Origin of the sequence: Thauera butanivorans (assembly GCF_048398245.1) — a bacterium.
In the GTDB taxonomy this organism is placed as follows: domain Bacteria; phylum Pseudomonadota; class Gammaproteobacteria; order Burkholderiales; family Rhodocyclaceae; genus Thauera; species Thauera butanivorans.
Map to the genome: position 1 here is coordinate 1,487,372 of NZ_CP183038.1, position 22,573 is coordinate 1,509,944.

General features: G+C 66.6%; 19 protein-coding genes. 7 read left to right on the forward strand and 12 right to left on the reverse strand.

The features are described 5' to 3' along the window. Positions 1 to 27: 27 nt before the first annotated feature. Both ACNQFN_RS07175 and ACNQFN_RS07180 read right to left on the reverse strand, forming a co-directional pair. Positions 28 to 1,107, reverse strand: coding sequence for a TRAP transporter substrate-binding protein (locus ACNQFN_RS07175; protein WP_068635596.1), 1,080 nt, complete (start codon positions 1,105 to 1,107; stop codon positions 28 to 30). A gap of 118 nt (positions 1,108 to 1,225) precedes the next feature. Beyond that, the gene (locus ACNQFN_RS07180) at positions 1,226 to 1,897 is read right to left on the reverse strand and encodes a histidine phosphatase family protein (protein WP_418648391.1); all 672 of its coding nucleotides are present in this window, start codon (positions 1,895 to 1,897) and stop codon (positions 1,226 to 1,228) included. Positions 1,898 to 2,038: 141 nt separating this feature from the next. Here ACNQFN_RS07180 and ACNQFN_RS07185 point away from each other — a divergent pair, with 141 nt between their 5' ends. Both ACNQFN_RS07185 and ACNQFN_RS07190 read left to right on the forward strand, forming a co-directional pair. Beyond that, on the forward strand, positions 2,039 to 2,644 hold the full coding sequence (locus ACNQFN_RS07185; protein ID WP_418648392.1) for a TRAP transporter small permease subunit: 606 nt from the start codon (positions 2,039 to 2,041) through the stop codon (positions 2,642 to 2,644). After that, positions 2,641 to 4,281 carry a TRAP transporter large permease gene (locus tag ACNQFN_RS07190; RefSeq protein ID WP_418648393.1) on the forward strand — a complete coding sequence of 547 codons (1,641 nt, stop codon included), beginning with the start codon at positions 2,641 to 2,643 and terminating at the stop codon, positions 4,279 to 4,281. The genes ACNQFN_RS07185 and ACNQFN_RS07190 overlap by 4 nt, the downstream gene beginning before the upstream one ends. Before the next feature lie 106 nt (positions 4,282 to 4,387). On the opposite strand, the gene ACNQFN_RS07195 is transcribed toward ACNQFN_RS07190, so the two are convergent. Next, positions 4,388 to 5,512, reverse strand: a complete 1,125-nt coding sequence (locus tag ACNQFN_RS07195) for a TRAP transporter substrate-binding protein (RefSeq protein ID WP_418648394.1) — start codon at positions 5,510 to 5,512, stop codon at positions 4,388 to 4,390. Positions 5,513 to 5,565: 53 nt separating this feature from the next. Then, positions 5,566 to 6,912: a metalloprotease PmbA gene (gene pmbA, locus ACNQFN_RS07200; RefSeq protein ID WP_418648395.1), complete on the reverse strand. Its 1,347-nt coding sequence runs from the start codon at positions 6,910 to 6,912 to the stop codon at positions 5,566 to 5,568. Positions 6,913 to 6,974: 62 nt separating this feature from the next. Here pmbA and yjgA point away from each other — a divergent pair, with 62 nt between their 5' ends. The 3 genes from yjgA to ACNQFN_RS07215 are packed head-to-tail and all read left to right on the forward strand — an operon-like array spanning position 6,975 to position 9,463. Beyond that, complete coding sequence (gene yjgA / locus ACNQFN_RS07205; protein WP_418648396.1) at positions 6,975 to 7,580, forward strand: ribosome biogenesis factor YjgA; 606 nt, start codon at positions 6,975 to 6,977, stop codon at positions 7,578 to 7,580. A 51-nt stretch (positions 7,581 to 7,631) separates the two neighbouring features. Further along, positions 7,632 to 8,222, forward strand: coding sequence for a molybdopterin adenylyltransferase (gene mog / locus ACNQFN_RS07210; RefSeq protein WP_418648397.1), 591 nt, complete (start codon positions 7,632 to 7,634; stop codon positions 8,220 to 8,222). A gap of 59 nt (positions 8,223 to 8,281) precedes the next feature. After that, complete coding sequence (locus ACNQFN_RS07215) at positions 8,282 to 9,463, forward strand: methyltransferase (RefSeq protein WP_068635603.1); 1,182 nt, start codon at positions 8,282 to 8,284, stop codon at positions 9,461 to 9,463. A 75-nt stretch (positions 9,464 to 9,538) separates the two neighbouring features. On the opposite strand, the gene ACNQFN_RS07220 is transcribed toward ACNQFN_RS07215, so the two are convergent. From ACNQFN_RS07220 to ACNQFN_RS07250, 7 genes are all read right to left on the reverse strand, one after another. After that, positions 9,539 to 10,357, reverse strand: a complete 819-nt coding sequence (locus tag ACNQFN_RS07220) for a THxN family PEP-CTERM protein (RefSeq protein ID WP_157659095.1) — start codon at positions 10,355 to 10,357, stop codon at positions 9,539 to 9,541. 355 nt (positions 10,358 to 10,712) lie between these two features. Then, the gene (locus ACNQFN_RS07225) at positions 10,713 to 11,393 is read right to left on the reverse strand and encodes a sulfite oxidase heme-binding subunit YedZ (RefSeq protein ID WP_418648398.1); all 681 of its coding nucleotides are present in this window, start codon (positions 11,391 to 11,393) and stop codon (positions 10,713 to 10,715) included. A 15-nt stretch (positions 11,394 to 11,408) separates the two neighbouring features. After that, positions 11,409 to 12,359: a protein-methionine-sulfoxide reductase catalytic subunit MsrP gene (gene msrP / locus ACNQFN_RS07230; protein WP_068635606.1), complete on the reverse strand. Its 951-nt coding sequence runs from the start codon at positions 12,357 to 12,359 to the stop codon at positions 11,409 to 11,411. Further along, the gene (locus tag ACNQFN_RS07235) at positions 12,353 to 13,381 is read right to left on the reverse strand and encodes a diguanylate cyclase (RefSeq protein ID WP_418648399.1); all 1,029 of its coding nucleotides are present in this window, start codon (positions 13,379 to 13,381) and stop codon (positions 12,353 to 12,355) included. Before ACNQFN_RS07235 ends, msrP begins: the two co-directional genes overlap by 7 nt. Beyond that, positions 13,378 to 16,497, reverse strand: a complete 3,120-nt coding sequence (locus tag ACNQFN_RS07240) for a response regulator (RefSeq protein ID WP_418648400.1) — start codon at positions 16,495 to 16,497, stop codon at positions 13,378 to 13,380. The genes ACNQFN_RS07235 and ACNQFN_RS07240 overlap by 4 nt, the downstream gene beginning before the upstream one ends. A gap of 3 nt (positions 16,498 to 16,500) precedes the next feature. Then, positions 16,501 to 17,046, reverse strand: a complete 546-nt coding sequence (locus ACNQFN_RS07245; RefSeq protein ID WP_068635608.1) for a YfiR family protein — start codon at positions 17,044 to 17,046, stop codon at positions 16,501 to 16,503. Continuing rightward, entirely contained in the window at positions 17,047 to 19,203 is a 2,157-nt protein-coding gene (locus ACNQFN_RS07250) for a TonB-dependent receptor plug domain-containing protein (protein WP_088178835.1), read from the reverse strand. It lies immediately after the preceding gene. Between the two features lie 304 nt (positions 19,204 to 19,507). On the opposite strand from ACNQFN_RS07250, the gene aroG reads away from it, so the two are divergent. Together aroG and gabD are read left to right on the forward strand one after the other, a co-directional pair. Then, positions 19,508 to 20,593, forward strand: coding sequence for a 3-deoxy-7-phosphoheptulonate synthase AroG (gene aroG / locus ACNQFN_RS07255; RefSeq protein ID WP_068635632.1), 1,086 nt, complete (start codon positions 19,508 to 19,510; stop codon positions 20,591 to 20,593). Positions 20,594 to 20,644: 51 nt separating this feature from the next. After that, on the forward strand, positions 20,645 to 22,102 hold the full coding sequence (gabD, locus tag ACNQFN_RS07260) for an NADP-dependent succinate-semialdehyde dehydrogenase (RefSeq protein ID WP_068635610.1): 1,458 nt from the start codon (positions 20,645 to 20,647) through the stop codon (positions 22,100 to 22,102). Positions 22,103 to 22,190: 88 nt separating this feature from the next. Here the strand turns inward: gabD and ACNQFN_RS07265 are convergent, their stop codons facing one another. After that, positions 22,191 to 22,553, reverse strand: coding sequence for a tetratricopeptide repeat protein (locus ACNQFN_RS07265; protein ID WP_068635611.1), 363 nt, complete (start codon positions 22,551 to 22,553; stop codon positions 22,191 to 22,193). Positions 22,554 to 22,573 lie beyond the last annotated feature (20 nt).

Genomic DNA, 22,573 nt, shown 5'->3' on the forward strand with positions numbered 1-22,573 from the left:
CGGCGAGCGTCTCCGGCAGCGCAGGAATTACAGTTTCTGTGCGGCCATGTACTGCGAGTAGTTGCTCTCCGCGACGGCCTCCCACTGGACCTGGTCGGCGAGGAAGCGGCTGTAGTCGGGGTAGATCTTCTGCCAGTTGGGGTTCTTTTCGAGATCGGCGTAGACTTCGCGCGAGGCCTTGAACGCGGCGTCCATGAAATCCTTCGGGAAGCGCGACAGCTTGGCGCCTTCGGCGACCAACTGCTTCAGTGCACCGGGGTTGCGGGCGTCGTAGCGGGCCTGGCAGTTCAGGTGGGCGGCACGCGAGGCCTGTTCGATGATGGCCTTGTACTCGGCCGACAGGCCGTTCCACTGCTTGTCGTTGATGTAGAGCGAGAACTGCGTGCTGCCTTCCCACCATGCCGGGTAATAGTAGTTCTTGGCGACCTTGTGCAGGCCCAGGCGCAGGTCGTCGTAGGGGCCAATCCATTCGGCCGCGTCGATGGTGCCTTTCTCCAGCGCCTGGTAGATTTCGCCGGCCGGAATGTTCTGCGGCACCACGCCGAGCTTGGCCAGCACGCGGCCGCCGAAGCCGCCGACGCGGAACTTCAGGCCGTCGAAATCCTTGACCGACTTGATCTCCTTGCGGTACCAGCCGCCCATCTGCGCCCCCGAGTTGCCCATCGGGAAGTTGACGATGTTGAACTGGGCGTAGAACTCGCGCAGCAGCTTGGTGCCGTTGCCCTCGAACATCCACGCGGTCATGGCGCGCGAACTCATGCCGAACGGGATGCAGCAGTCGAGCGCGAAGGTCTCGTCCTTGCCGAAGAAGTAGTACGGCGCGGTATGTGCGCAGTCGATCGTGCCTTGTTGGACCGCATCGACGACGCCGAAGGCGGGAACGAGTTCGCCACCCGGGTGGACCGAGATCACGAACTTGCCGCCGGTGGCGTCCGAGACGTACTTGGCGAAGGCTTCGCTGGCGCCATAGACGGTTTCGAGCGATTTGGGGAAGCTCGATGCCAGCCGCCAGCGGATCTGCTGCTGGGCATGGACGATGGCCGGTGCCGTACCGGCGGCCAGAATGCCGGCCATGCCGGCGCCTTGCAGGAATTTGCGGCGTTCCATGTGCGTCTCCTCTGTTGAATATCGAAAATTTGTATCTGATTATAGGTGCAATTATTCAACGTCCGGAAACCACGGAAAACCCTAATATTTCACGGAATCGCTGATTTTGCTGCGCTCGTCATATGTTCGGCAGTTCGTCCAGCGCACCGCCGCCAAGGTGGCCTTCGTCGGCCCAGGCAAGGAGGCGCCAGCGTTCGCCGGTGCGCTCGATCCAGTTCAGTGCGGCATTGGGGATGGGAAAGTTGCGTGCTGCCTCCAGCGGCGCGCTGCTCGCAAGCCGGTGGGCGATGTCCAGCACGCCGCCGTGGGTGACCACCAGCACGGCCTGGCCGGCGTGGCGCCCGGTGATGTCTTCAAGCGCTGCATGGACGCGCGAGGCGAAGCCGATCAGGCTTTCACCGTGTCCCGGAAAGCCGAAATCGGGCTCCCGCGCCTTGAAGCGCCGATAGAGCTCGGGGTGCCGATGCTCGGCTTCGTCATAGGTCAGGCCCTGGAACAGGCCGTAGTGGCGTTCGCGCAGGCGTTCGTCGTGGACCACCTCCAAGGTCTGCTGACGGGCGATGGCTGCAGCGGTCTGGCGCGCGCGTGTCAGGTCGCTGCAGTACAGGGCGGCGAAGCCGTGGCCGAGCACCTGCAGCCGCCTCGCCGTGGCCGCGGCCTGGGCCAGCCCGGTCTCGTTGAGCGGGATGTCGAGATGCCCCTGCAGGCGGCGTTCGGTGTTCCAGGCCGTTTCGCCGTGGCGGACGAGGCAGAGACGGCATGTTTCAGGCAGTATCGATGAGTTTTCCATATAAGACGTTTTGATGAAAGGTGTACGCGCGAGAAATGGAGGCTGTGAAATAATGCCGGGCTTTCAATGGGTTTGCTTGCGCGCGCATGTGTGCAGACGCGGCGATCGTTCAGGTTGCTGCGCGTTTCTGGAGTTTTCCCCGTGTCCTTATTGCTGCGAATTGCCCGCTTGATCGACTGGATCAACGAGCGGGTCGGGCGTAGCGTGATGTGGCTGGTGCTGATCGCGGTCGTGATCAGCGCAGGCAACGCGCTTGCCCGCAAACTGTTCAACATGAGCTCGAACGCGCTGCTGGAAATCCAGTGGTACCTGTTCGCCGCGATCTTCATGCTGGCGGCAGGTTACACCTTCCTGCGCAACGAGCACGTGCGTATCGACATCCTCACCAGCCGGTTGTCGCCGCGCGGACAGAACATCGTCGATGTGATCGGCATCCTGTTGTTCATGCTGCCGATGGCGGTACTGATCCTGTGGCTGTCGCTGCCGATCGTGATGACGTCGATCCAGTCTGGCGAGGTGTCGCAGAACTATGGCGGCCTGATCCGCTGGCCGGTCAAGCTGTTGCTGCCGCTGGGTCTGAGTCTGCTGGTGCTGCAGGCCTTCTCGGAACTGATCAAGCGCATCGCCTTCCTGACCGGGCACGGGCCGAATCCGCTGCTCAGGAAATCCGCCGGCGCCGGAACCGAGGAACTGGTTGCCGCGATCAAGGCCAACAGCGGCAAGGCTGAGCAGGAGCGTGAGCAATGACCGGGTTCATCATCGCCAACATGGCGCCGCTGATGTTCGCGTCCATGATCCTGTTCCTGCTGTTCGGTTTCCCGGTGGCATTCGCGCTGGCGGCCAACGGCATCCTGTTCGGGCTGATCGGCATCGAGCTCGGCCTGCTGCATGGCGCGCTGTTCCAGGCCCTGCCCGAGCGGGTGTTCGGCATCATGGCCAATGACACCTTGCTGGCCGTGCCCTTCTTCACCTTCATGGGCCTGATCCTCGAGCGCAGCGGCATGGCCGAGGATCTGCTCGACACCATCGGCCAGCTGTTCGGCCCGATCCGCGGCGGCCTCGCCTTCGCGGTGATTTTCGTCGGCGCGCTGCTGGCGGCGACCACCGGCGTGGTGGCGGCCTCGGTGATCTCGATGGGCCTGATCTCGCTGCCCATCATGCTGCGTTACGGCTACGACCATCGTCTGGCGAGCGGCGTCATTGCGGCCTCGGGCACGCTGGCGCAGATCATTCCGCCCTCGCTGGTGCTGATCGTCATGGCCGACCAACTCGGCCGTTCGGTCGGTGACATGTACCAGGGTGCGCTGGTGCCGGGGTTGATGCTCACCGGCATGTATGCGGCCTACGTCGCCGTCGTGGCGATCGTTCGCCCCTCTCATGCACCAGCGATGCCGGTCGAGGCGCGCACCTTGCGTGAGGATGATGGGTCGAGCGGCTTGCGTTCGCTCGCCGTTCTGGCGGCCTTGTCGGCGGGCTGTGCGTGGTTGTTTGCCGGCTGGTTCTATGGCGAAGGCGCGCCGCGCGACGAAGTGGTCGTGGTGTCGGCGATGGTGGCCATCGGCATCGCCTTCGTCGTCGCGATGATCAACCGCCTGTTCGGCCTCGGTCTGCTGTCGCGCATGGCCGAGCGTGTGACCTTCGTGCTGATCCCGCCGCTGGGCTTGGTCTTCCTGGTGCTCGGCACGATCTTCATCGGTGTCGCCACGCCGACCGAAGGCGGCGCGATGGGTGCGGTCGGTGCGCTGCTGATGGCGGTGTCGCGCAAGCGCCTGTCGATGACGCTGCTGAAGCAGGCGATGGACTCGACGACCAAGCTGTCGTGCTTCGTGATCTTCATTCTGATCGGTTCGAGCGTGTTCGGCCTGACCTTCCGCGGTGTCGATGGAGATCTGTGGGTCGAGCACCTGATGACTTCGCTGCCCGGCGGCGAGATCGGCTTCCTGGTCGCGGTCAACGTGCTGGTGTTCCTGCTCGCCTTCTTCCTCGACTATTTCGAACTGGCCTTCATCATCGTGCCGCTGCTGGCGCCGGTGGCCGACAAGCTGGGCATCGACCTGATCTGGTTCGGCGTGCTGCTCGCGGTCAACATGCAGACTTCCTTCCTGCACCCGCCTTTCGGCTTCGCGCTGTTCTTCCTGCGCTCGGTAGCATCGGAGAAGGTGAAGTCGTCCTCGATCTACTGGGGCGCCGTGCCTTTCGTGATCATTCAGCTCTGCATGGTCGGCCTGATCATCGCTTTCCCGGGTTTGGTGTCCTATGGCGACGGGAGTCCGAAAGCGGGAGAGCAGCAGGAACTGAAGCTCGACGAGCTGCTGGGTGGCAGCGCGTCGCCGGCGGCGGACGATGCCGCCTCCGACCTGCTGCGTCAATTGCAGGGCAATTGAGCCCGGGGAAGAGCAGCAGTACCGGTGAAATGGCCCGCGCATCGAGCGCGGGCCATTTTTTTCGCCTCATCCGGTCCGGCTCGAGGCCGGACGTCGGCAGATTCGCTCAGCGGATCGTCTGCATGAAGCGGTCGTAGCTGCCTTCCGCGACGCCGAACCAGGCGTTCTGCGCCCTCCGGTATTTCTCGAACTCGGCATAGATCTTGGCCCAGGCCGGATTCTTCGCCGCTTCCTCGGCATACAGTTCCTGCGACACTTCGTAACCGCGCTTCATGATCTCGTTCGAGAAGGTCTGCAGCTTCACGCCCTGCGACAGCAGACGGGCCAGCGCCTGCGGGTTCTTGTGGTCGTAGCTTGCCGTCATCAGGATGTGGGCCTCGCGCGAAGCGGTGCGGAACGCGGCCTGGTATTCCTTCGGCAGCTTGTCCCACTCGGTCTTGTTCACATAGAAGTGGACCACCGGGCCCGGCTCCCACCAGCCCGGCGCGTAGTAGTTGGGCGCGACCTTGTGGAAGCCCAGCTTCTCGTCGTCATAGGGTGCGACCCATTCGGCGGCGTCGATCGTACCTTTTTCCAGCGCGGGGTAGACATCGGGGCCGGCGAGCTGCTGCGGGATGGCCCCCATGCGGGCGAGGATTTCGCCGGCGATGCCGGCGATGCGGATCTTCAGGCCCTTGATGTCTTCGAGCGAGTTGATCTGCTTGCGGTACCAGCCGCCCATCTGCACGCCGGTGTTGCCGCCGAGGAAGGAATAGATGTTGTAGTTGCTGTAGAACTCGTCCAGTAGTTCCTGGCCGCCGCCGGCGATGATCCAGGCGTCCATCTGGCGTGCGTTCAGGCCGAAGGGCACGGCGGTGCCGAAGGCGAAGGTCTTGTCCTTGCCGACGTAGTAGTACGAGCAGGTGTGGCACATCTCGACCGTGCCCTGCTGCACGGCGTCGAGCGCCTGCAGGCCGGGGACGATTTCGCCGGCCGGGAAGATGCGGATGTCGAACTTGCCGTCGGTGATTTCGCGCAGGCGGTTGGCGAGCATTTCGGCGCTGCCGAACAAGGTGTCGACGCTCTTCGGAAAGCTCGAGGTCATGCGCCACTGGATCGACGGTAGGCCGGTCTGAACGGCCGGTGCGGCGGGGGCTGCTTGTTGTTCGGACTTGCCGCAGGCCGCGAGGCCGAGGGCGGCGCCAGCCGCAGCGCCGGCGCCGGCCTTTTTCAGAAATGAACGACGTTCCACTTGAACTCCTTCAGGGCAGGGGTTGAAGAATCTGTGTATACGGCGGGCCTGCGTCAGCGGCCCGCCACCTTCATGCGCTCGATCAGGACCGAGCCGCAGTGCTTGGCCCCGCGCGGCAGCGCGTCGTTGCCGATGGCGACGATGTTGCGGAACATGTCGCGCAGGTTGCCCGCGATGGTGACTTCTTCCACCGCGTGCTTGATCCTGCCTTTCTCCACCCAGAAGCCCGCCGCGCCGCGCGAGTAGTCGCCGGTGACGTAGTTCACGCCATGGCCGAGCAGTTCGGTGACCAGCAGGCCGCGATCCATCTGCCGGATCAGGCCGGCCAGATCCTGCTCGCCTGGCCTGACGACCAGGTTGTGCGAGCCGCCGGCGTTGCCGGTGGTCTGCATGCCGAGCTTGCGAGCGGAATAGGTGGACAGGAAATAGCCGTTCAGCACGCCGTCGGTGACGACTTCGCGGTCGCGGGTGGCGACGCCGTCGCTGTCGAAGGGGCTGGAGCCGAAGGCTTTCTTCAGGTGCGGCCGTTCCGAGATGCCGACCACGGGCGAGAATACCTGCTGGCCCAGGCTGTCGAGCAGGAAGCTCGCCTTGCGGTAGAGCGCACCGCCGCTGACCGCCTGCACGAAGCTGCCGATCAGGCCGACCGCCAGCGGCGCCTCGAACAGCACCGGCACTTCGCAGGTACGCACCTGCTTGCCGCCCAGGCGCGCCAGCGCGCGTTCGCCGGCGATGCGGCCGATGTCCTCCGCGCTCATCAGCTCGGCCGGATCGCGCCGCGAGTCGTACCAGTATTCGCGCTGCATGCCGTCGCCCTCGCCGGCGATCACCGAGCACGACAGGCCGTGGCGGGTGCTGGCGTAGCCGCCGATGAAGCCGTGGCTGTTGGCCGAGACGAAATGCGATTGCTGGATCGAGGTGCTGGCGCCTTCGGAGTTGCTGATCTTCGGGCTGACTGCGAACGCCGCCGCCTCGCAGCGGCGGGCCAGCGCGATCGCTTCGTCGACGCCGATCGCCCAGGGATGGAACAGATCCAGCTCGGGCATGTCCTTCTCGCGCGCCATCAATGCGGCGTCGGCCAGGCCGGCGCAGGGGTCGGGCGCGGTGAAGCGGGCGATCGACAGCGCGGCATCGACGGTGGCCTTCAGCGCCTTCTTCGAAAAGTCCGAAGTGCTCGCATAACCGCGCTGCTGGCCGATATACACGGTGACGCCGACACCCTTGTCGCGGTTGTACTCGATCGTCTCGACTTCCGCCTTGCGCACGCCCACCGACTGGCCGAAGCCTTCCGAGACATCGGTTTCGCAGGCGCTGGCGCCGTGCTTCTTCGCGTACTTGAGGATGTCGGTGGCGATTTCGCGCAGATGCGCATGGGAGAAGGAGAAGCCTTGGTCGGACATGGGCGGGCTGCTGTCGGGCAAAGGCTATAATCTTAACCCGTCCAAGCCCCGAGCCACCCGCAATGCGTTCAGATTCGCGCCCCTCCCACGATGAAGACGATTTCGTCGAGCCGCCCAGCAAGAGCAGCCTCAAGCGCGAAATGCACGCCTTGCAGGCACTCGGCGAACAGCTCGTCGCGCTGTCGCCCGAACGCCTCAGGAAGGTGCCGCTGCCCGATACGCTGTACGAAGCGGTCCGCGCCGCCCAGGGTTTCAAGATGGAAGCCCGCCGCCGCCAGATGCAGTACATCGGCAAGCTGATGCGCAAGATCGACCCGGCGCCGATCCAGGCACAGCTCGACATCTTCAACGGCAACTCGGCTGCCGAAGTGGCGAAGATGCACCGCCTCGAACGCCTGCGCGAGCGCCTGCTGGAAGACGAGCAGACCATCGGCGCCATCGCCGAAACCTGGCCCGACGCCGACCTGCAATACCTGCGCACGCTGCGCCGCAACGCGCTGAAGGAGCGCGAGGCCGGCAAGCCGCCCAAGGCCTTCCGCGAAATCTTCCGCGTGCTGCGCGAACTGCAGGAGGCGCAGGACGCGGCCGCCGAAGCCGGCCGCGCCGAAGCTGCGCATGACGATGCAAGCGAGGACGGCCGGGACGACGGTGGCGATGCGCGCGCCTGATGCGCAAAGCGTGCTCCGCACCCGGCTTCCCCGTATAGCGAGACGATTCCCATGAGCGAACCCATCCGTATCGGCCTGGTGTCGATCAGCGACCGCGCTTCCGACGGCACTTATGAAGACCAGGGCATTCCCGCGCTGCAGGACTGGCTGGGCAGGGCGCTGACCTCACCCTGGAGCGCCGAGACGCGGCTGATCCCCGATGAGCGGCCGCTGATCGAACGCACACTGACCGATCTCGCCGACCACGCCGGCTGCAGCCTGGTGCTGACCACCGGCGGCACCGGTCCCTCGCCGCGCGACGTCACGCCCGAAGCCACGCTGGCCGTCGGCGACAAGGAAATGCCCGGCTTCGGCGAGGAAATGCGCCGCATCAGCCTCAACTTCGTGCCCACCGCCATCCTGTCACGCCAGGTCGCGGTGATCCGCGGCCGCTGCCTGATCATCAACCTGCCGGGCCAGCCCAAGTCGATCCGCGAAACCCTCGAAGGCGTGCGCGATACCGACGGCGCGGTGCGCCACGTCGGCATCTTCGCCGCCGTGCCTTATTGCATCGACCTCATCGGCGGCCCTTACGTCGAAACCGACGAGTCGGTAATCAAGGTATTCCGGCCGAAGAACGCCATCCGGCCGAAAGTGGTCTGAAGCGGGTTCCGGGGGAAACGATCGGTGCGAATCGAGGCGGGCAGAGTGAGCCGGACGGGATGAGCGAACAAGGATTGCTGCTGCACTGGACCGAGGGCGAGCGGCCGCACAGCGCACACTGGCGCTCGGAAAACGGCCAACCGCCGCCGAAGCGGGTGGTGGTGGCCGACGACAGCCTGAGCGCCGACACCGCCTGGCGCCTGGCCTGCGAAGGCACGGCGCTGCTGTGGCGGGGCGACTATCACAACGCCCGCCAGTTGTTGCAGGCCATGGCCCGCCGCGCCGACCGGCCGCGCAAGGGCGCGGCGCCGAAGGGCGGCAAGGGCAAGGCCGTCGAACGGCGCTCGGCGGCGGAAGCCTTCCACCTGCACCGCATGGCGCAGGCGCAGCGCGCGCGGACGCTGGGCATGCTGCTGATTCCGGTCGAGGCTGGTGGATGCATCGCGCTGCGCCGCGCCCCCGACGTTTGCGACGCGCTGGCCGAAGCTTTCGGCGACGAGCACGCCGCCTTGCTGGAAGCCCCTTTCGTGCTGTCGCTGCGCGAACTGCTCGGCCTGATCGGCGCGCACGAATGGCGGCGCAAGGGCGTCATGGTGCCGGCGCTGGGCGAGCGCATCCATCCCTGGTACGGCGTGTTCTCGCCGATCCGCGGCGAGTACCTCGACCTCGTCGCCCGCGTGCCCTTGCCGGCGAAGACGCTCGCCTTCGACATCGGCACCGGCACCGGCGTCATCGCCGCGCTGCTGGCGCGCCGCGGCGTACAGCGCGTGGTGGCGACCGACCTGTCGCCGCGCGCGCACGGCTGCGCGCGCGGCAATCTCGCCCGGCTGGGCTTGTCCGCGCAGGTCGAGGTGGCCGAAGCCGACCTCTTCCCCGCCGGCCGTGCGCCGCTGGTGGTGTGCAACCCGCCCTGGGTGCCGGCCAAGCCCACTTCCGCCGTCGAGCACGCCGTCTACGACCCCGGCAGCCGCATGCTGCGCGGTTTCCTGCAAGGCCTTGCGGCGCATCTGGAGCCGGGTGGCGAGGGCTGGCTGATCCTGTCCGACCTCGCCGAACACCTCGGCCTGCGCAGCCGTGCCGAATTGCTCGGCTGGATCGGCGATGCCGGCCTGCAGGTGCTCGGCCGCGAAGACATCCGCCCGCAGCACGCCAAGGCCATGGATGCGGACGATCCGCTGCACGCGGCGCGGGCGGCGGAGGTGACTTCGTTGTGGAGACTCGGCCCAAAGCGGCACGGCTAAAAAAGGCAGGCCAGTTGCCTGGCCTGCCTTCGGTACTGAGAGTGAGCGATTCGGGCTAGAACGCTGGCTCGCAGTTCAAACCCGACGCCGACGCCCTGCAAGTGCGCCCGCGGCAAGGCCGAGACCCAGCAGCGCGAGCACTCCGGGCTCGGGAACCTGCTGGATGAAACGCTCGGTGGAGATCGTGAAGCCGAACGCCAGTTGGTTCGATTCGCCTTCGATCGTGGTAAAGCCAAGGCAGCCGTTTCCTGCTCCCGCTGCGGCACATGCGGCATTCGAGAGCGTCTGCAGGACGCCGCCGGCGATCGGGAAAATGTTGATGAAGTACTCGTTATCGTCGTACGTCAGCGTTTGGTTGAGGAACCCTCCCTGCTGCACGAATATGTCGTTGCAGGGGTTTCCGGGAGGGCTGGCTGCGGCACAGGTCCCCGCGGTGTTTGGCGTCTCGGTGAACAGGATCTGGTAGGCGAGGGGGGGCAGTGCGCCCGGGCCCCCGAGGGCTGCATCCGCAGGAGCTGCTGCGGCGAGGTTGAGTGTCGCGGTCAGAACTGCACTGGTCAGGCTGGTGCCCGTGATGGGACGGTTGTTGTGCGTGAGTGTGACGCCAGCTGCGGTGCTGCCGGGCTGCGGGCTGTCGCCGCTGATCTGGGTGATCACCGTTCCGTCAGCTGCGGGATCGGTGATCACCAGCGACGATGGGCCGGAGCTGCCCGAGCCCCACGAGAGGGTTTTCTGGTCGCCGGAGATGTTAACACCGGAGGGCTGATAATCGGACCAGACAGCGGTCAGGGTATAGGTCCAGTCAGTAACCACTGGTGCTGCCTGCACTGTCGCAGCGCTTGCCAGACCTACCAGTAATGCCGTGACCGCCTTCAGGGATGGGCGTGATTTCATAGCGGGTCTCCTCGTGGATGGTAAGACGCGGTGTGTGCGTCTCGTGTGAAAAATCATCCGGTAATGGAGAAAAAGCAATACTCGGGCCATGAATTCAAAAAAACGAAAAATTCTTCAAATTCATATAGGTAAGAAATGGCCCCGGCGCGGCGAAGTTTGCTGCGTAAAGAAACTGTAAAAAAAATCGACGCACTTCATCGGCTCCCCCTGGAACTTCATCTCGGGACAATGTTGCTTCCATGGGCATGCGCCGCCGAGCCAGAGCCGGTTGCTGGTTTTGTCGTTGAGCTTGCGATGGAGACTGGTGTACCGGGGGGGGGATTCGGCGTCTGGTGGCCGCCTGCCCGTCCGTCTACTACTTCTGCACGATCCGGATCACCGGCCTTTCCAGGTGCTTCGCCGGTGGCGGCACCGACAGCTGGCGCCGGCGTTCCTGTTCGCGCCACCAGGCGCGCAGGCCGAGCAGGGCGGCGAGGATCAGCACGTAGATGAAGGGCTTGAGCAGATCGGCCTTCACCAGCCACCAGAAATGCACCACGGCGAGGATGGCGATGGCGTAGGTCGAGCGGTGCAGCGACTGCCAGCGCCGGCCGCCCAGGCGGCGGATGGCGGCATTGCTGGAGGTGGCGGCGAGCGGGATCAGCAGCACGAAGGCGGCGAAGCCGACGGTGATGAAGGGGCGGTCGAGGATGTCGCGGGCGATCGCCTGCCAGTCGAAGAACTGGTCCAGCCAGACATAGGTGGTGAAGTGCGCGGCGGCGTAGGCGAAGGCGAACAGCCCGAGCATGCGCCGCAGCCGAATCAGCCAGTGCAGCCCGGTGTAGCGCCGCAGCGGGCTGACCGCGAGCGTGATCAGCAGCAGGCGCAGCGTCCATTCGCCGCTTGCACGGGTGATGGTTTCGATGGGGTTGGCGCCGAGAGTGTCGTTCTGCCAGCCCAGTGCGAGTTGCGCGGCAGGAACCAGACAGGCCAGGAAGACGGTGGCCTTGACCAGGGCGATCTGCGTGCCCGAGGGCGCGCGCAGGAAATTCGGCATGTCGGGGGGCTTCTCTCAGTAATACGTGCGCAGGTCCATGCCCTGGTACAGGCTGGCCACCTGTTCGGCATAGCCGTTGAACATCAGCGTCGGCCGCTTGCGGATCTCGCCGATGCGGCGCTCCGTGGCCTGGCTCCAGCGCGGGTGCGAGACTTCCGGATTGACGTTGGCGTAGAAGCCGTATTCGTGCGGCGCCGCACGGCGCCACGACGTCGCCGGCTGCCGTTCGGTGAGGCGGATGGTGGTGATCGACTTGATGCTCTTGAAGCCGTATTTCCACGGCACCACCAGGCGGATCGGCGCGCCGTTCTGGTTCGGCAGCACTTCGCCGTACAGGCCCACGGCCAGGATGGTCAGCGGATGCAGGGCTTCGTCCAGGCGCAGGCCCTCGGCGTAGGGCCATTGCAGGACCGGACGGCGCAGCATGATTTCCGGGTCGTAATGGCTCAGGAACTCGACGTACTTCGCGCTGCCCAGCGGCTCGACCGCCTTCAGCAGCGCGGCCAGCGGAAACCCCACCCAGGGGATGACCATCGACCAGCCCTCGACGCAGCGCAGGCGGTAGATGCGCTCTTCCAGCGGCGCCAGCTTCAGCAACTCGTCGATGTCGAAGCGGCGCGGCTTGCCGGCCAGGCCTTCGACCGCGACGGTCCACGGCCGGGTGAGCATGCGTCCGGCGTTCTGCGCCGGGTCGCCCTTGTCGGTGCCGAACTCATAGAAGTTGTTGTAGCTCGTCACCGCCTTGCGCTCGGTCATGGCTTCGGTGGTGCTCAGCGGCGAGGCGATCGTGGCCAGGCGCTCCGATGCCGCCCTTGCCGTCCCGCCCAGCCCCTGCCACAAGGCTGCGCCGGCGGCGATTCCGAGCCCGCTGCGCAGCAGGAAGCGGCGCCGCTCCTCGAACAGCGGGCGCGGTGTGATTTCGGCAGGGCGGACGTCGGCGGGGCCCGATGTGGATCGGATCAGCATGTGGGATATCCAGGCGGAGGCGGTTCCGGATAGACCGTCGAAACGGCCGATGGGTTCAGCAGGGGCGTGGAAGAGGTGGCCGTTGCCGCATTCACGGCACCGTGCCCGCCGGGCTGCAGCGGAGTGCGCGCCCAGACGATGCGGTTGCGGCCGGCGTGCTTGGCCTCGTACAGGGCGCGATCGGCGGCGAGGAACAGCTCCTTGCTCACCTCGGGCGTCGTCGGCACATGGCTTGCGCCTCCCAGGCTGAGCGTGAGCTGCAGCGGCCTGCCGTCGGTGGTCTGGAACGGCATCGAGGCGATGCGCTGGCGCAGGGCTTCGGCGAACTCGGCGGCGCCATCCTCATCGACACCCGGCAGCAGCAGCACGAATTCCTCTCCACCGTAGCGGCAGACGAAGTCTCCGGGGCGCTGTATCGCCCGTTTCAGCGCCTGTGCCACGCTGCGCAGCGCTTCGTCGCCTTCCGCATGGCCGTAGGTGTCGTTGATGCGTTTGAAGTGATCGACGTCCGCCACGATCATCGACAGCGGAAGCGCATGGCGCAGGCAGCGCCGCCATTCGTGCTCCAGGGTTTCGACGAAGCGCCGCCGGTTGGGGATGCCGGTGAGATTGTCGAGCATGGCGAGCTGTTCGAGCAGGCGGCGCTGTTCCACCAGGCGCAGGTGATTGCGGACCCGGACGCGGACGATCGGCGGGTGGAAGGGTTTGGTGATGTAGTCGACGGCGCCCAGTTCGAGGCCGACCTTCTGGTCATCGAAGGAGTCCAGCGCGGTGATGAAGATCACCGGCGTGTCGCGCGTGCGGTCGTCGTCCTTGAGCTGGCGGATCACCGCATGGCCGCTCATGTCCGGCATCACGACATCGAGCAGGATCAGGTCGGGCAGCAGTTCGCGCGCCAGCGTCAGCGCCTGTTCCCCGTTCTTGGCCAGGAGCAGGCGGCATTCGTGCTGCAGCAGTTCGGTGAGCAACTGGCGATTGTGCTTTTCGTCGTCGACGACGAGTATGATGGAGTCGGCGTTCATGTCGGTGCCTGGATCATGTCCTCGCGCAGGGCGGCCAGCAGTGGCAGGGCGGTTTCGTATTCGACATCTTCGATCAGCGCGCGTATCGCTTCCGCGTGAGTCTGCCAGATCGAGCCTTGCAGCAGGCTGTCCAGCCTGCGTATTTCGCCTTCGGCGCGAGCGTCACGACAGGCCAGCAGCGCCAGCGTTCCGTCGATCAGCGGCAACGCCTCTTCCACTTGCCGCCCGGCCTCCACCGCCGATGGCGCTCCTGCTTCGGGCGCTCGGGTGCAGGGCAGGGCCGCCAGTGCCGAACATACGGCATGCAGGCTTGCGTCCAGCGCCTGCAGATCGGTCTCGCCGGGTGCCCGGCCAGCGCGCAGCCAGTGTTCCAGTTCGCGCGCCTGCGCTGCCAGTCCGGCTGCACCGATGGTCGCCGCGCCGGATTTCAGCGAGTGTACCCAGCGGTAAGCGGTTTCGGTATCCCCATGTGCCAATGCCTGGTGCAGCCTGGCGCTTCCCGTGGCGAAAGCCGCTGCGAATTCATCGAGGATGCGGCGATACAGGGCCGGGCGGCCAAGGTGGTTGGCCAGGCCGCGGACCATGTCGATGCCGGGCAGCTCGGCGGGCCAGTCTGCCGTGCCCGGTGCCTCGGCCTGGCCTGCCGGCCGGCTGTCCGCCGCTGCCGCAGCCGGGATCGATGCGGAGTGGGCCGGAGAAGCGCCGGCTTCGCGTGCCGGCAGCCAGCGCAGCAGCGCGGCGTACAGCATGCCGACGTCGATCGGCTTGGTGAGATGATCGTTCATGCCGGCCTCGAGGCTGCGCTGGCGGTCGCCTTCCAGGGCATGGGCGGTCATCGCGATGATCGGGATGTCCGGGCAGCCCGAGCCGGCGCGGATGCGCCGCGCCGCCGCCAGGCCGTCCAGTACCGGCATCTGCACGTCCATCAGCACCAGGTCGCAGTGCTGCTCCGCGAGCCTGGCCAGCGCCTCCTCGCCATTGGCGGCCTCGGCGACCTGCAGGCCGGCATCCTGCAGAAAGGCGCACGCGATTTCACGGTTGAGCGCCATGTCATCGACGACCAGCACCCGGGCACCGCGCAAGGATGCCAGTCCGGCCGGCAGGGCGGCCGGGTCCGGAAGCCGGGCAACGGAATCGGCATGGGGTGTTTCGGCGCGCGCCTCGTCCAGTGCGGCCCGCAAGGTTCGCGGCAGGGCAGGCTTGACCAGCGTGGCGTCGATGCCGGGAACCTGCAATTGCCCGTCCATGCCGGCGTAGCCGGTGTTGCCGGTCTGCAGCACGACTTTCGGGAAGGGCACGCCCGCGGCGGCGAAAACATTGCCGAACCGGCTGCGCAGCTGCCTTGCCAGCGCCAGGCCGTCGCTGCCGCCGATGCGCCGGTCCAGCAGGATCAGGTCGAAAGCGTCGCTGGCGTCGAGCCCTTCCTGCAGCAGCGCGATCGCCTGGCCGGCGTCCGCGCAGGCACGCGCGCGCAGCCCCTGCTGGGTGCACAGCGTCGACAGCACGTGGCGGACGGACGGAGTTTCGGCGACCACCAGCGCATGGCGGAAGCCTGTCTCGGCCGGGGTTGCCTCATCGGCCGGGGCAACGGGCAGCTCGAGCTCGACGTGGAAATGCGCGCCTTCGCCGGAAACGGACTCGACGTCGATGCGTCCGCCCATCATGCGCACCAGTTGTGCGCAGATCGACAGCCCCAGCCCGGTGCCGCCGAAACGGCGGGTGATGGAGTCGTCGCCCTGGGAGAAAGGCTGGAACAGCACGGCCTGCTGGGCGGCCGTGAGGCCGATGCCGGTGTCGTGCACGCTCAGGCGCAAGGCCGCCTTGCCGGCCGGGGCCGCACCGCTGCGCAGGCCGACGTGCAGCATGACTTCACCCCGTTCGGTGAACTTCACCGCGTTGGCCAGCAGGTTGATCAGGATCTGGCGCAGGCGCAGCGGGTCGCCGACCAGCCGCGCCGGCAGGTCTTCGTCGGGCAGCAACAGCAACTCGACGTTCTTTTCTTCCGCCCTGAGCGCCACCACGCTGAGCGCCTGCTCGCACAGGTCCAGCAGGTCGAAGGGAATCGACTCCAGCGGCAGCTTGCCGGCCTCGATACGGGAGTAGTCGAGCACGTCATTGATCACGCCCAGCAAGGCTTCGGACGAAGCCAGCATCTTGTCGAGCTGGTCGCGCTGCCGGCGCGTCAGCGTCGAGCGGCGCAGCAGCCCGCCCAGGCCGATGATGGCGTTCATCGGGGTGCGGATCTCGTGGCTCATCCGCGCCAGGAAGTCCGATTTCGCCTGGTTGGCGCGGTGCGTTTCGGCCATCGCCGACGCCAGTGCGTGGGTGCGCTGCTCGACCAGTTGTTCGAGATTGTCCTGGTAGGCAGCCAGTTCGGCGTCGCGCGCCTGCACGGTGTCGATCAGTTCGTTCAGGCCGCGCCCCAGCGCGGCGATTTCGGTCCCCCCGCCGGGTTGCGCGCGTGCCCTGAGATCCGGGTTGTCGGTCAGCCGCTTCAGCAGATCGCGCAGCGCATGGACGGGCGCCAGCAGCCGGCGCATCACGCGCGACATCGACGCCAGCGTCACGGCCAGTACCAGCAGCAGGACCGTGGCCGCCTCCAGCGCCGAGCGCCGGAAGACCTTGTCGAGATGATCCAGCGAGGCGACCAGCTCGAGCCGGGCCGCCTGCCGCTGGCCTTCCAGCACCGGGGCCCAGACGGTCAGTCTGCCGTCGCCGAAGCGGTGGCCCGCCGCCTCGCCGGGCGCATCGCGTGCGTCGGCGGAAGGGCTGCCGTTGCGCGCATAGGCCGCCAGCAGGCCGTTGTCGGGCAGTATCAGCCGGGCTTCGAGGATCAGCGGGTTGGCCGCCAGTGCCTGCAGCAGGGCGTCGGCCTCGCGGTAGTCGGCAAAGACCACGGCCGCACGGCTGTTGCTGGCGATCAGGGCGGCCTGGGCGGAAAGCGAGGCCACCCATTCCGTCTGCAGCAGGCGCTGCTGCTGGAACGACATCAGGGTGAACACCAGCAGGGTCGCCACGCTCAGGGCGACGGTGCCGAGCAGCTTGAGGCGCCCGCCCAGGGTGGCCGGCAGCCAGGCTGCCAGACGCTCGGTGCGATGTCGCGGCTGCGGGCGCATCGGCTAGTCTTCCGGAGGGCGGGCGAGGCGCAGCAACTGGGCGCTGAAGCTGACGCCCCGTTCGCGTGCCACGCGCTGATTGATCACGATGTCGATGCCCGTGCCCTCGCTCCGGACGAGCAGTTCGACGATGCCACCGGACTGGGCGAAGCCCTTGATGTCGGACACCGTCACCTGTGGGCGCCGGTGCAATTGTGACAGGATGGCCCCCAGGCGATGCCGTTCGGAGCTGCCGATGAACACCATGTCGCAGTCGACGGCCTGGGCGGCATCGTCCAGGTAGCGCACGCTGAACGTGCGTTCATCGGTGACGGAGCGCTGCAACTTGGCCAGCGCATCCTCCAGGCCGCTTCGCCCCAGATGGCAGATCGACGGCGAGGGGGCGTTTTCGAGCGGCGGTTCATAGACGAACAGCGGCAGCTTGAACAACAGGACGGCTTTCAGGGCCTGTTCCGAGGCGGCATGGGGGGCCGGCGGCTGTGCCGCGGCCAGGCCGCAGCACAGCCCGGCAAGCAGGCCTGCGAGGACGCGCGCGCATCGCCGCCACATTTAGAAGCGATACTCCAGCGTCGCCATCCAGCTGCGCGGCTGCTGCGGCATCGTCAGCAGGGTGCTGTCGGCGGCACCGTGGGCGACGTGGTAGCGCCGGTCGAACAGGTTGTCGATGTCCAGCCACAGCGTGGCACGCCCGTCCAGCAGGCGATGCCAGCCCACGTGCAGGCTGGCGGCCCACCAGGCATCGGCTGTCAGGTGACGGCCCGGCCGCGCGGGATTCCTGCGTCCGGTGGTGGTCTTGCCGACCCAGGTCAGGCGCGGCGTGATCGTCAGCGTGTCGCCGTAGCGCCAGGTGCTGCCGAGCTTGAGCTTGTGCTTCGCGACATAGGGTAGATCCCAGTTCCGGTCGTCGTCGCCTGCCTGGAGGGTGCCGTCGATGTAGCTCAGGCTGCCCCAGACCTCGCCGTGCCAGGCGCCGGCGGTACGGAATTGCCACTGGCCGCTGATGTCGAGGCCGGTATGGTGGCCCTTTCCGGCATTGCCCTTGATCGTGGTTTCGCTCAGCACCGCGCCGGGGATGTACTGCGTCGGCACCTTTTCGTTGAGCGTGGCGATCAGGTTGTTGATGTGGCTGTGGTACAGGTGGGTGACCAGGTTCAGCGACGGCGTTGGACGCCAGTCCCAGGTCAGGCCGAGCGTGCGTGTGCGTTCGGCTTCGAGCTTTTCGTTCGGTGCGCGGAAACCCCTGCCGATATAGCGTCCCTCGGCATCCTTGGCACCGCTGAAGGCGCCGTATGCCGACAGCGATTCGTCGTAGGAAGGCGCGCGGAATGCTTCGCCGTAGGACAGCTTGAGGACGTGCCGGTCCGCTGGCTGCCACACCGCGCCCAGGCGCGGGTTGAGGCTGCTGCCGTAGCCCGAGTGGCGATCGTGGCGCACGCCGATCATGGTGGTGAACTGCGGTGTCCACTGCGCCTGCCATTGGAGGTAGCCGAATTCGTTGTGGTGGCTTGCCGAGGGGATCAGGATCGGCAGATCGGTGTTGGCGTAGTTCAGGCCCTGGTCGTGCGTCCCCAGCGATCTCCGGTAGGGGCGCGGCAGGTTGGGCGTCAGCATGCCCTCGTAATCCTGGTAGCCGATGCCGATCTGCAGGTCGTGCGCGGCGTCGATGCGCCAGTGCAGCGTGGGCTGGATGCCCGTACGAGTGGCCTTGGCATAGTTGTAGCCGCGGGTGCCGAAGCCGGTGTATTTGTTCAGGTAGTTGGAGTGGGGGTCGGCTTCCTGGCGCGCATGGTCGATCAGCAGGCGGCCCTCGATGTCCTCCGTCAACTGGAAGCGTGCCCGTGCGTACAGGGTCTCGGAGACCGTTTCCCAGCGCGCACGGCGGTCGTACAGGGCCATGTCGGTACGGTCGCCCGTGCTGGTCGGCTGGCCGAAGCCGTTGCGGTAGTAGCCCAGCGTCAGATGTTCGGTGAGGTCGGCGCGGGCGAACAGGCTGTGGCTTTCGATGCCATCGACGTGGCGGCGGCGGGCCTGCGCCGGCACGACGATCGTGCCGTCGTAATCCTGCGCATCCGCCGCCGGAAAATCGTCCGGGTAATAATGATCGAGCGGCGCACGGTCGCTGCGTTGCTTGTGCCCGCCCAGGGTGAAGCGCACGTCCTCGGCCGGCTTGAGCTTGAGCAGGAACTGCGCTTCGCGGCTGTCGAAGCGCCCCGCACCCACCGAAGCCCAATTGTCGCCGGCCTGCCCGCCCTGGTCGGTGATGATGTTGATGACGCCGGCCACCGCGTCGGCACCGTACAGCGCCGCCGCCGGCCCGTAGACCACTTCGACCTGGCGTGCCATGTACAGCGAGAAGTTGCGGGCCACGGCGATCTTGCCGCCGGCTGGGTCGTCGACGCGGACGCCGTCGAGCATGATCAGCAGCTGGTTGTTGCTGTTGAAGCCCTGCAGGCTGAAGTTGTTGAAGATCGACGAACGGCTGCCCGCCATGAAATCGACGCCGGGCAGATCGCTCAGCAACTCGCCCAGGTCGCGATAGCGGCGGGCCCTGATCTGCTCGCGGGTGATCACGATGACGTGGGCGGGCGTGTCGTCGCGCCGCTCGACGCGGTGCGAGGCGGTGACGATCGGCGTCTGGATGAGTTCTTCCAGCGACAGCGGCAGCAGGCGCAGCACGTCCTCGCTCGCGCCTGCCTGCACCGGCATGCAGCATGACGCCACGAATCCCGCCACACAGAGGGCTCGGCATTTCGGCCGGTGTCCGAGCACAGTCAGCGCCATTTCTCACCCATGAGTTCCACCTACCCGATCGAACCGGCGATGATCCCACAACAGGTCACGTATGTGACATGTCGATGTGCCGGATCGGCAACAAACTACGGCGACTCATGGAAAAGATCACGCATTTGGGATAGGCAGGGCAAACCGGGCGCTGTATCTGCTCCGCCTGTTGCGGGAAATGCGAGCTAGAATCACAAGCTGTTTCCAGCCAGAGATGCCGAGTTTTGCCATGCCCGCTTCCACCAAGATCCACATCGACGACGTCCGCATCCAGGAAATCAAGGAGCTCGTGCCGCCGGCGCACGTGCTGCGCGAGTTCCCGGCCACGCCCAGGGCGGCGACCGTCGCTTACGAGGCGCGCCAGTCCATCCATCGCATCCTGTTCGGTGCCGACGACCGTCTGCTGGTGGTGATCGGCCCGTGTTCGATCCACGATCCCGCGGCGGCGATGGAATACGCCAGCCGGCTCAAGGCCGAGGCCGACCGCCTGAAGGACGATCTGCTGATCGTCATGCGTGTCTATTTCGAGAAGCCGCGCACCACCGTGGGCTGGAAGGGCCTGATCAACGACCCCGGCCTCGACAACAGCTACCGCATCAACGACGGCGTGCGCCTGGCGCGCAAGCTGCTGTGGGAAATCAACGAACTCGGCCTGCCGGCCGGCACCGAGTTCCTCGACATGATCACGCCGCAGTACATTGCCGATCTCATCTCCTGGGGCGCGATCGGCGCACGCACCACCGAAAGCCAGGTGCATCGCGAGCTGGCCTCCGGCCTGTCGTGTCCGGTCGGCTTCAAGAACGGCACCGACGGCAACGTGCGCATCGCGGTCGATGCGATCAAGGCCGCGCAGTCGCCCCACCACTTCCTGTCGGTGACCAAGGCCGGCCATTCGGCCATCGTCACCACCCGCGGCAACGAGGACTGTCACGTCATCCTGCGCGGCGGCAAGGCACCCAACTACGATGCCGCCAGTGTCGATGTTGCATGCAAGGAACTCGCCGCCAGCGGCGTGCAGGGCAAGGTCATGATCGACTTCTCGCACGCCAACAGCCGCAAGCAGCATCGTCTGCAGATCGACGTCGCCGACGACGTCGCCCGCCAGCTCGCCACCGGCGAGGACCGCATCATCGGCGTGATGGTCGAATCCCATCTCACCGAAGGGCGCCAGGACCTGGTGCCGGGCAAGGAGCTGGAATACGGCAAGAGCATCACCGACGCCTGCATCGGCTGGGAGGACAGCGTGAAGGTGCTCGACACGCTTGCCGAAGGCGTGCGCCAGCGCCGCGTGGAGCGCGCCACCCGGTACGAGTAAGGCGCTGAGCCGCATCAGCGACTGGATACACCAATCAACGGAGGCCGTGCCATGCAACTGACCGATTCCGCGCTGCTGCGCACCCAAGCCTATATCGACGGCGCCTGGCGCGATGCGACCGACGGCAGCCGCTTCGACGTGAACAATCCGGCCGACGGCCGCGTGCTGGCGAGCGTGCCGGACATGGGGCGCACCGAGACCCGGCAGGCGATCGAGGCCGCAGCCGCCGCCCTGCCGGCCTGGCGGGCGCGCACCGCCAAGGAACGCGCCGCCGTGCTGCGCAAGTGGTTCGAACTGATGCTCGCGCACCAGGAAGACCTGGCGCTGCTGATGAGCTCGGAGCAGGGCAAGCCGCTGCCCGAAGCGCGCGGCGAAGTGGCCTATGGCGCCTCTTTCCTCGAATGGTTCGCCGAGGAAGGCAAGCGCATCTACGGCGACGTGATTCCCGCGCACGGCGCGGACAAGCGCATCGTCGTGGTCAAGCAGCCGATCGGCGTGGTGGCGGCGGTGACGCCGTGGAATTTCCCCATCGCGATGATCACGCGCAAGGCCGGCCCGGCGCTGGCCGCCGGCTGCACGATGGTGATCAAGCCGGCCGAGGACACGCCGCTGTGCGCGCTGGCGCTGGCCGAGCTCGGTGAGCGCGCCGGCCTGCCCAGGGGCGTGCTCAACATCGTCACCACCGCGAGGGCGGCCGAAGTCGGCGGCGAACTCACCGCCAATCCGCTGGTGCGCAAGATCTCCTTCACCGGCTCGACCGAAGTCGGCAAGCTGCTGATGCGCCAGTCCGCCGACACAGTCAAGAAAGTGTCGCTCGAACTTGGCGGCAATGCACCCTTCATCGTCTTCGACGATGCCGACCTGGATGCCGCTGTCGCCGGCGCGATGGCCTCGAAGTACCGCAACGCCGGCCAGACCTGCGTCTGCGCCAACCGCCTGATCGTGCAGGACGGCATCCATGACGCCTTCGCCGCCAAACTGGCCGAAGCGGTGGCGAAGCTGAAGGTCGGCCCGGCACTGTCGGGCGATGTCCAGCAAGGCCCGCTGATCAACGAGGACGCGGTCGCCAAGGTCGAAACCCTGCTCGCCGATGCGCTCGACAAGGGCGCGCGGCTGGTCTGCGGCGGCAGGCGCCATGCGCTCGGCGGCACCTTCTTCGAACCCACCATCGTCGCCGACGTGACGCCGGCGATGCGGGTGGCGCGCGAGGAAATCTTCGGCCCGGTGGCGCCGCTGTTCCGCTTCCATGCCGAAGAAGAGGCGATCCGCATGGCCAACGACACCGAGTTCGGCCTCGCGGCGTACTTCTACGCCCGCGACATCGGCCGCGTGTGGCGTGTCGCCGAGGCGCTGGAATACGGCATCGTCGGCATCAACGAAGGCATCATCTCGACCGAGGTCGCACCCTTCGGCGGCATCAAGGAGTCGGGCATCGGCCGCGAAGGCTCGCGCTACGGCATCGAGGACTTCGTCGAGATCAAGTACCTGTGCATGGGCGGCATCCGTTGAAGTTCCCGCGCCGCCGGTGATGGTGTTGATTTCGGTGCGCTGTCCGACGTCCGGCCAGCACGCCTGAGCAGGTACTGCTGCGCCCACCTCACTCCGCCGTATCCCTCAGCGCCCCCAGAATCACCTTCTGCTCGATCCTGTCCAGCACCGCCTCCAGTTCCGCGCCTTCCAGCGCGGGGCCGGGGTGGGCGTCGAGCCAGGCCACCATGTGGCTGGCAGTGGCATGGCCGCGTGCGGCGGCGCGGCGCAGCCACATGATGCCGGCCTCGCGGTCGGGCGCCACGCCCCAGCCGGAAATCAGGCAGCGGCCCTGCCACTGCATGGCCTCGGGGTGAAAGTGCCGCGAGGCCTTCTGGAACCAGCCGAAGGCCTCCGCCTCCATGCCGTGCGACAGCAGCAGCAAACCGAGGTCGCACTGCGCTTCTATATCGCCCTCATCGGCCGCGCGCACGCACTCGAGGTCGTCGTCCT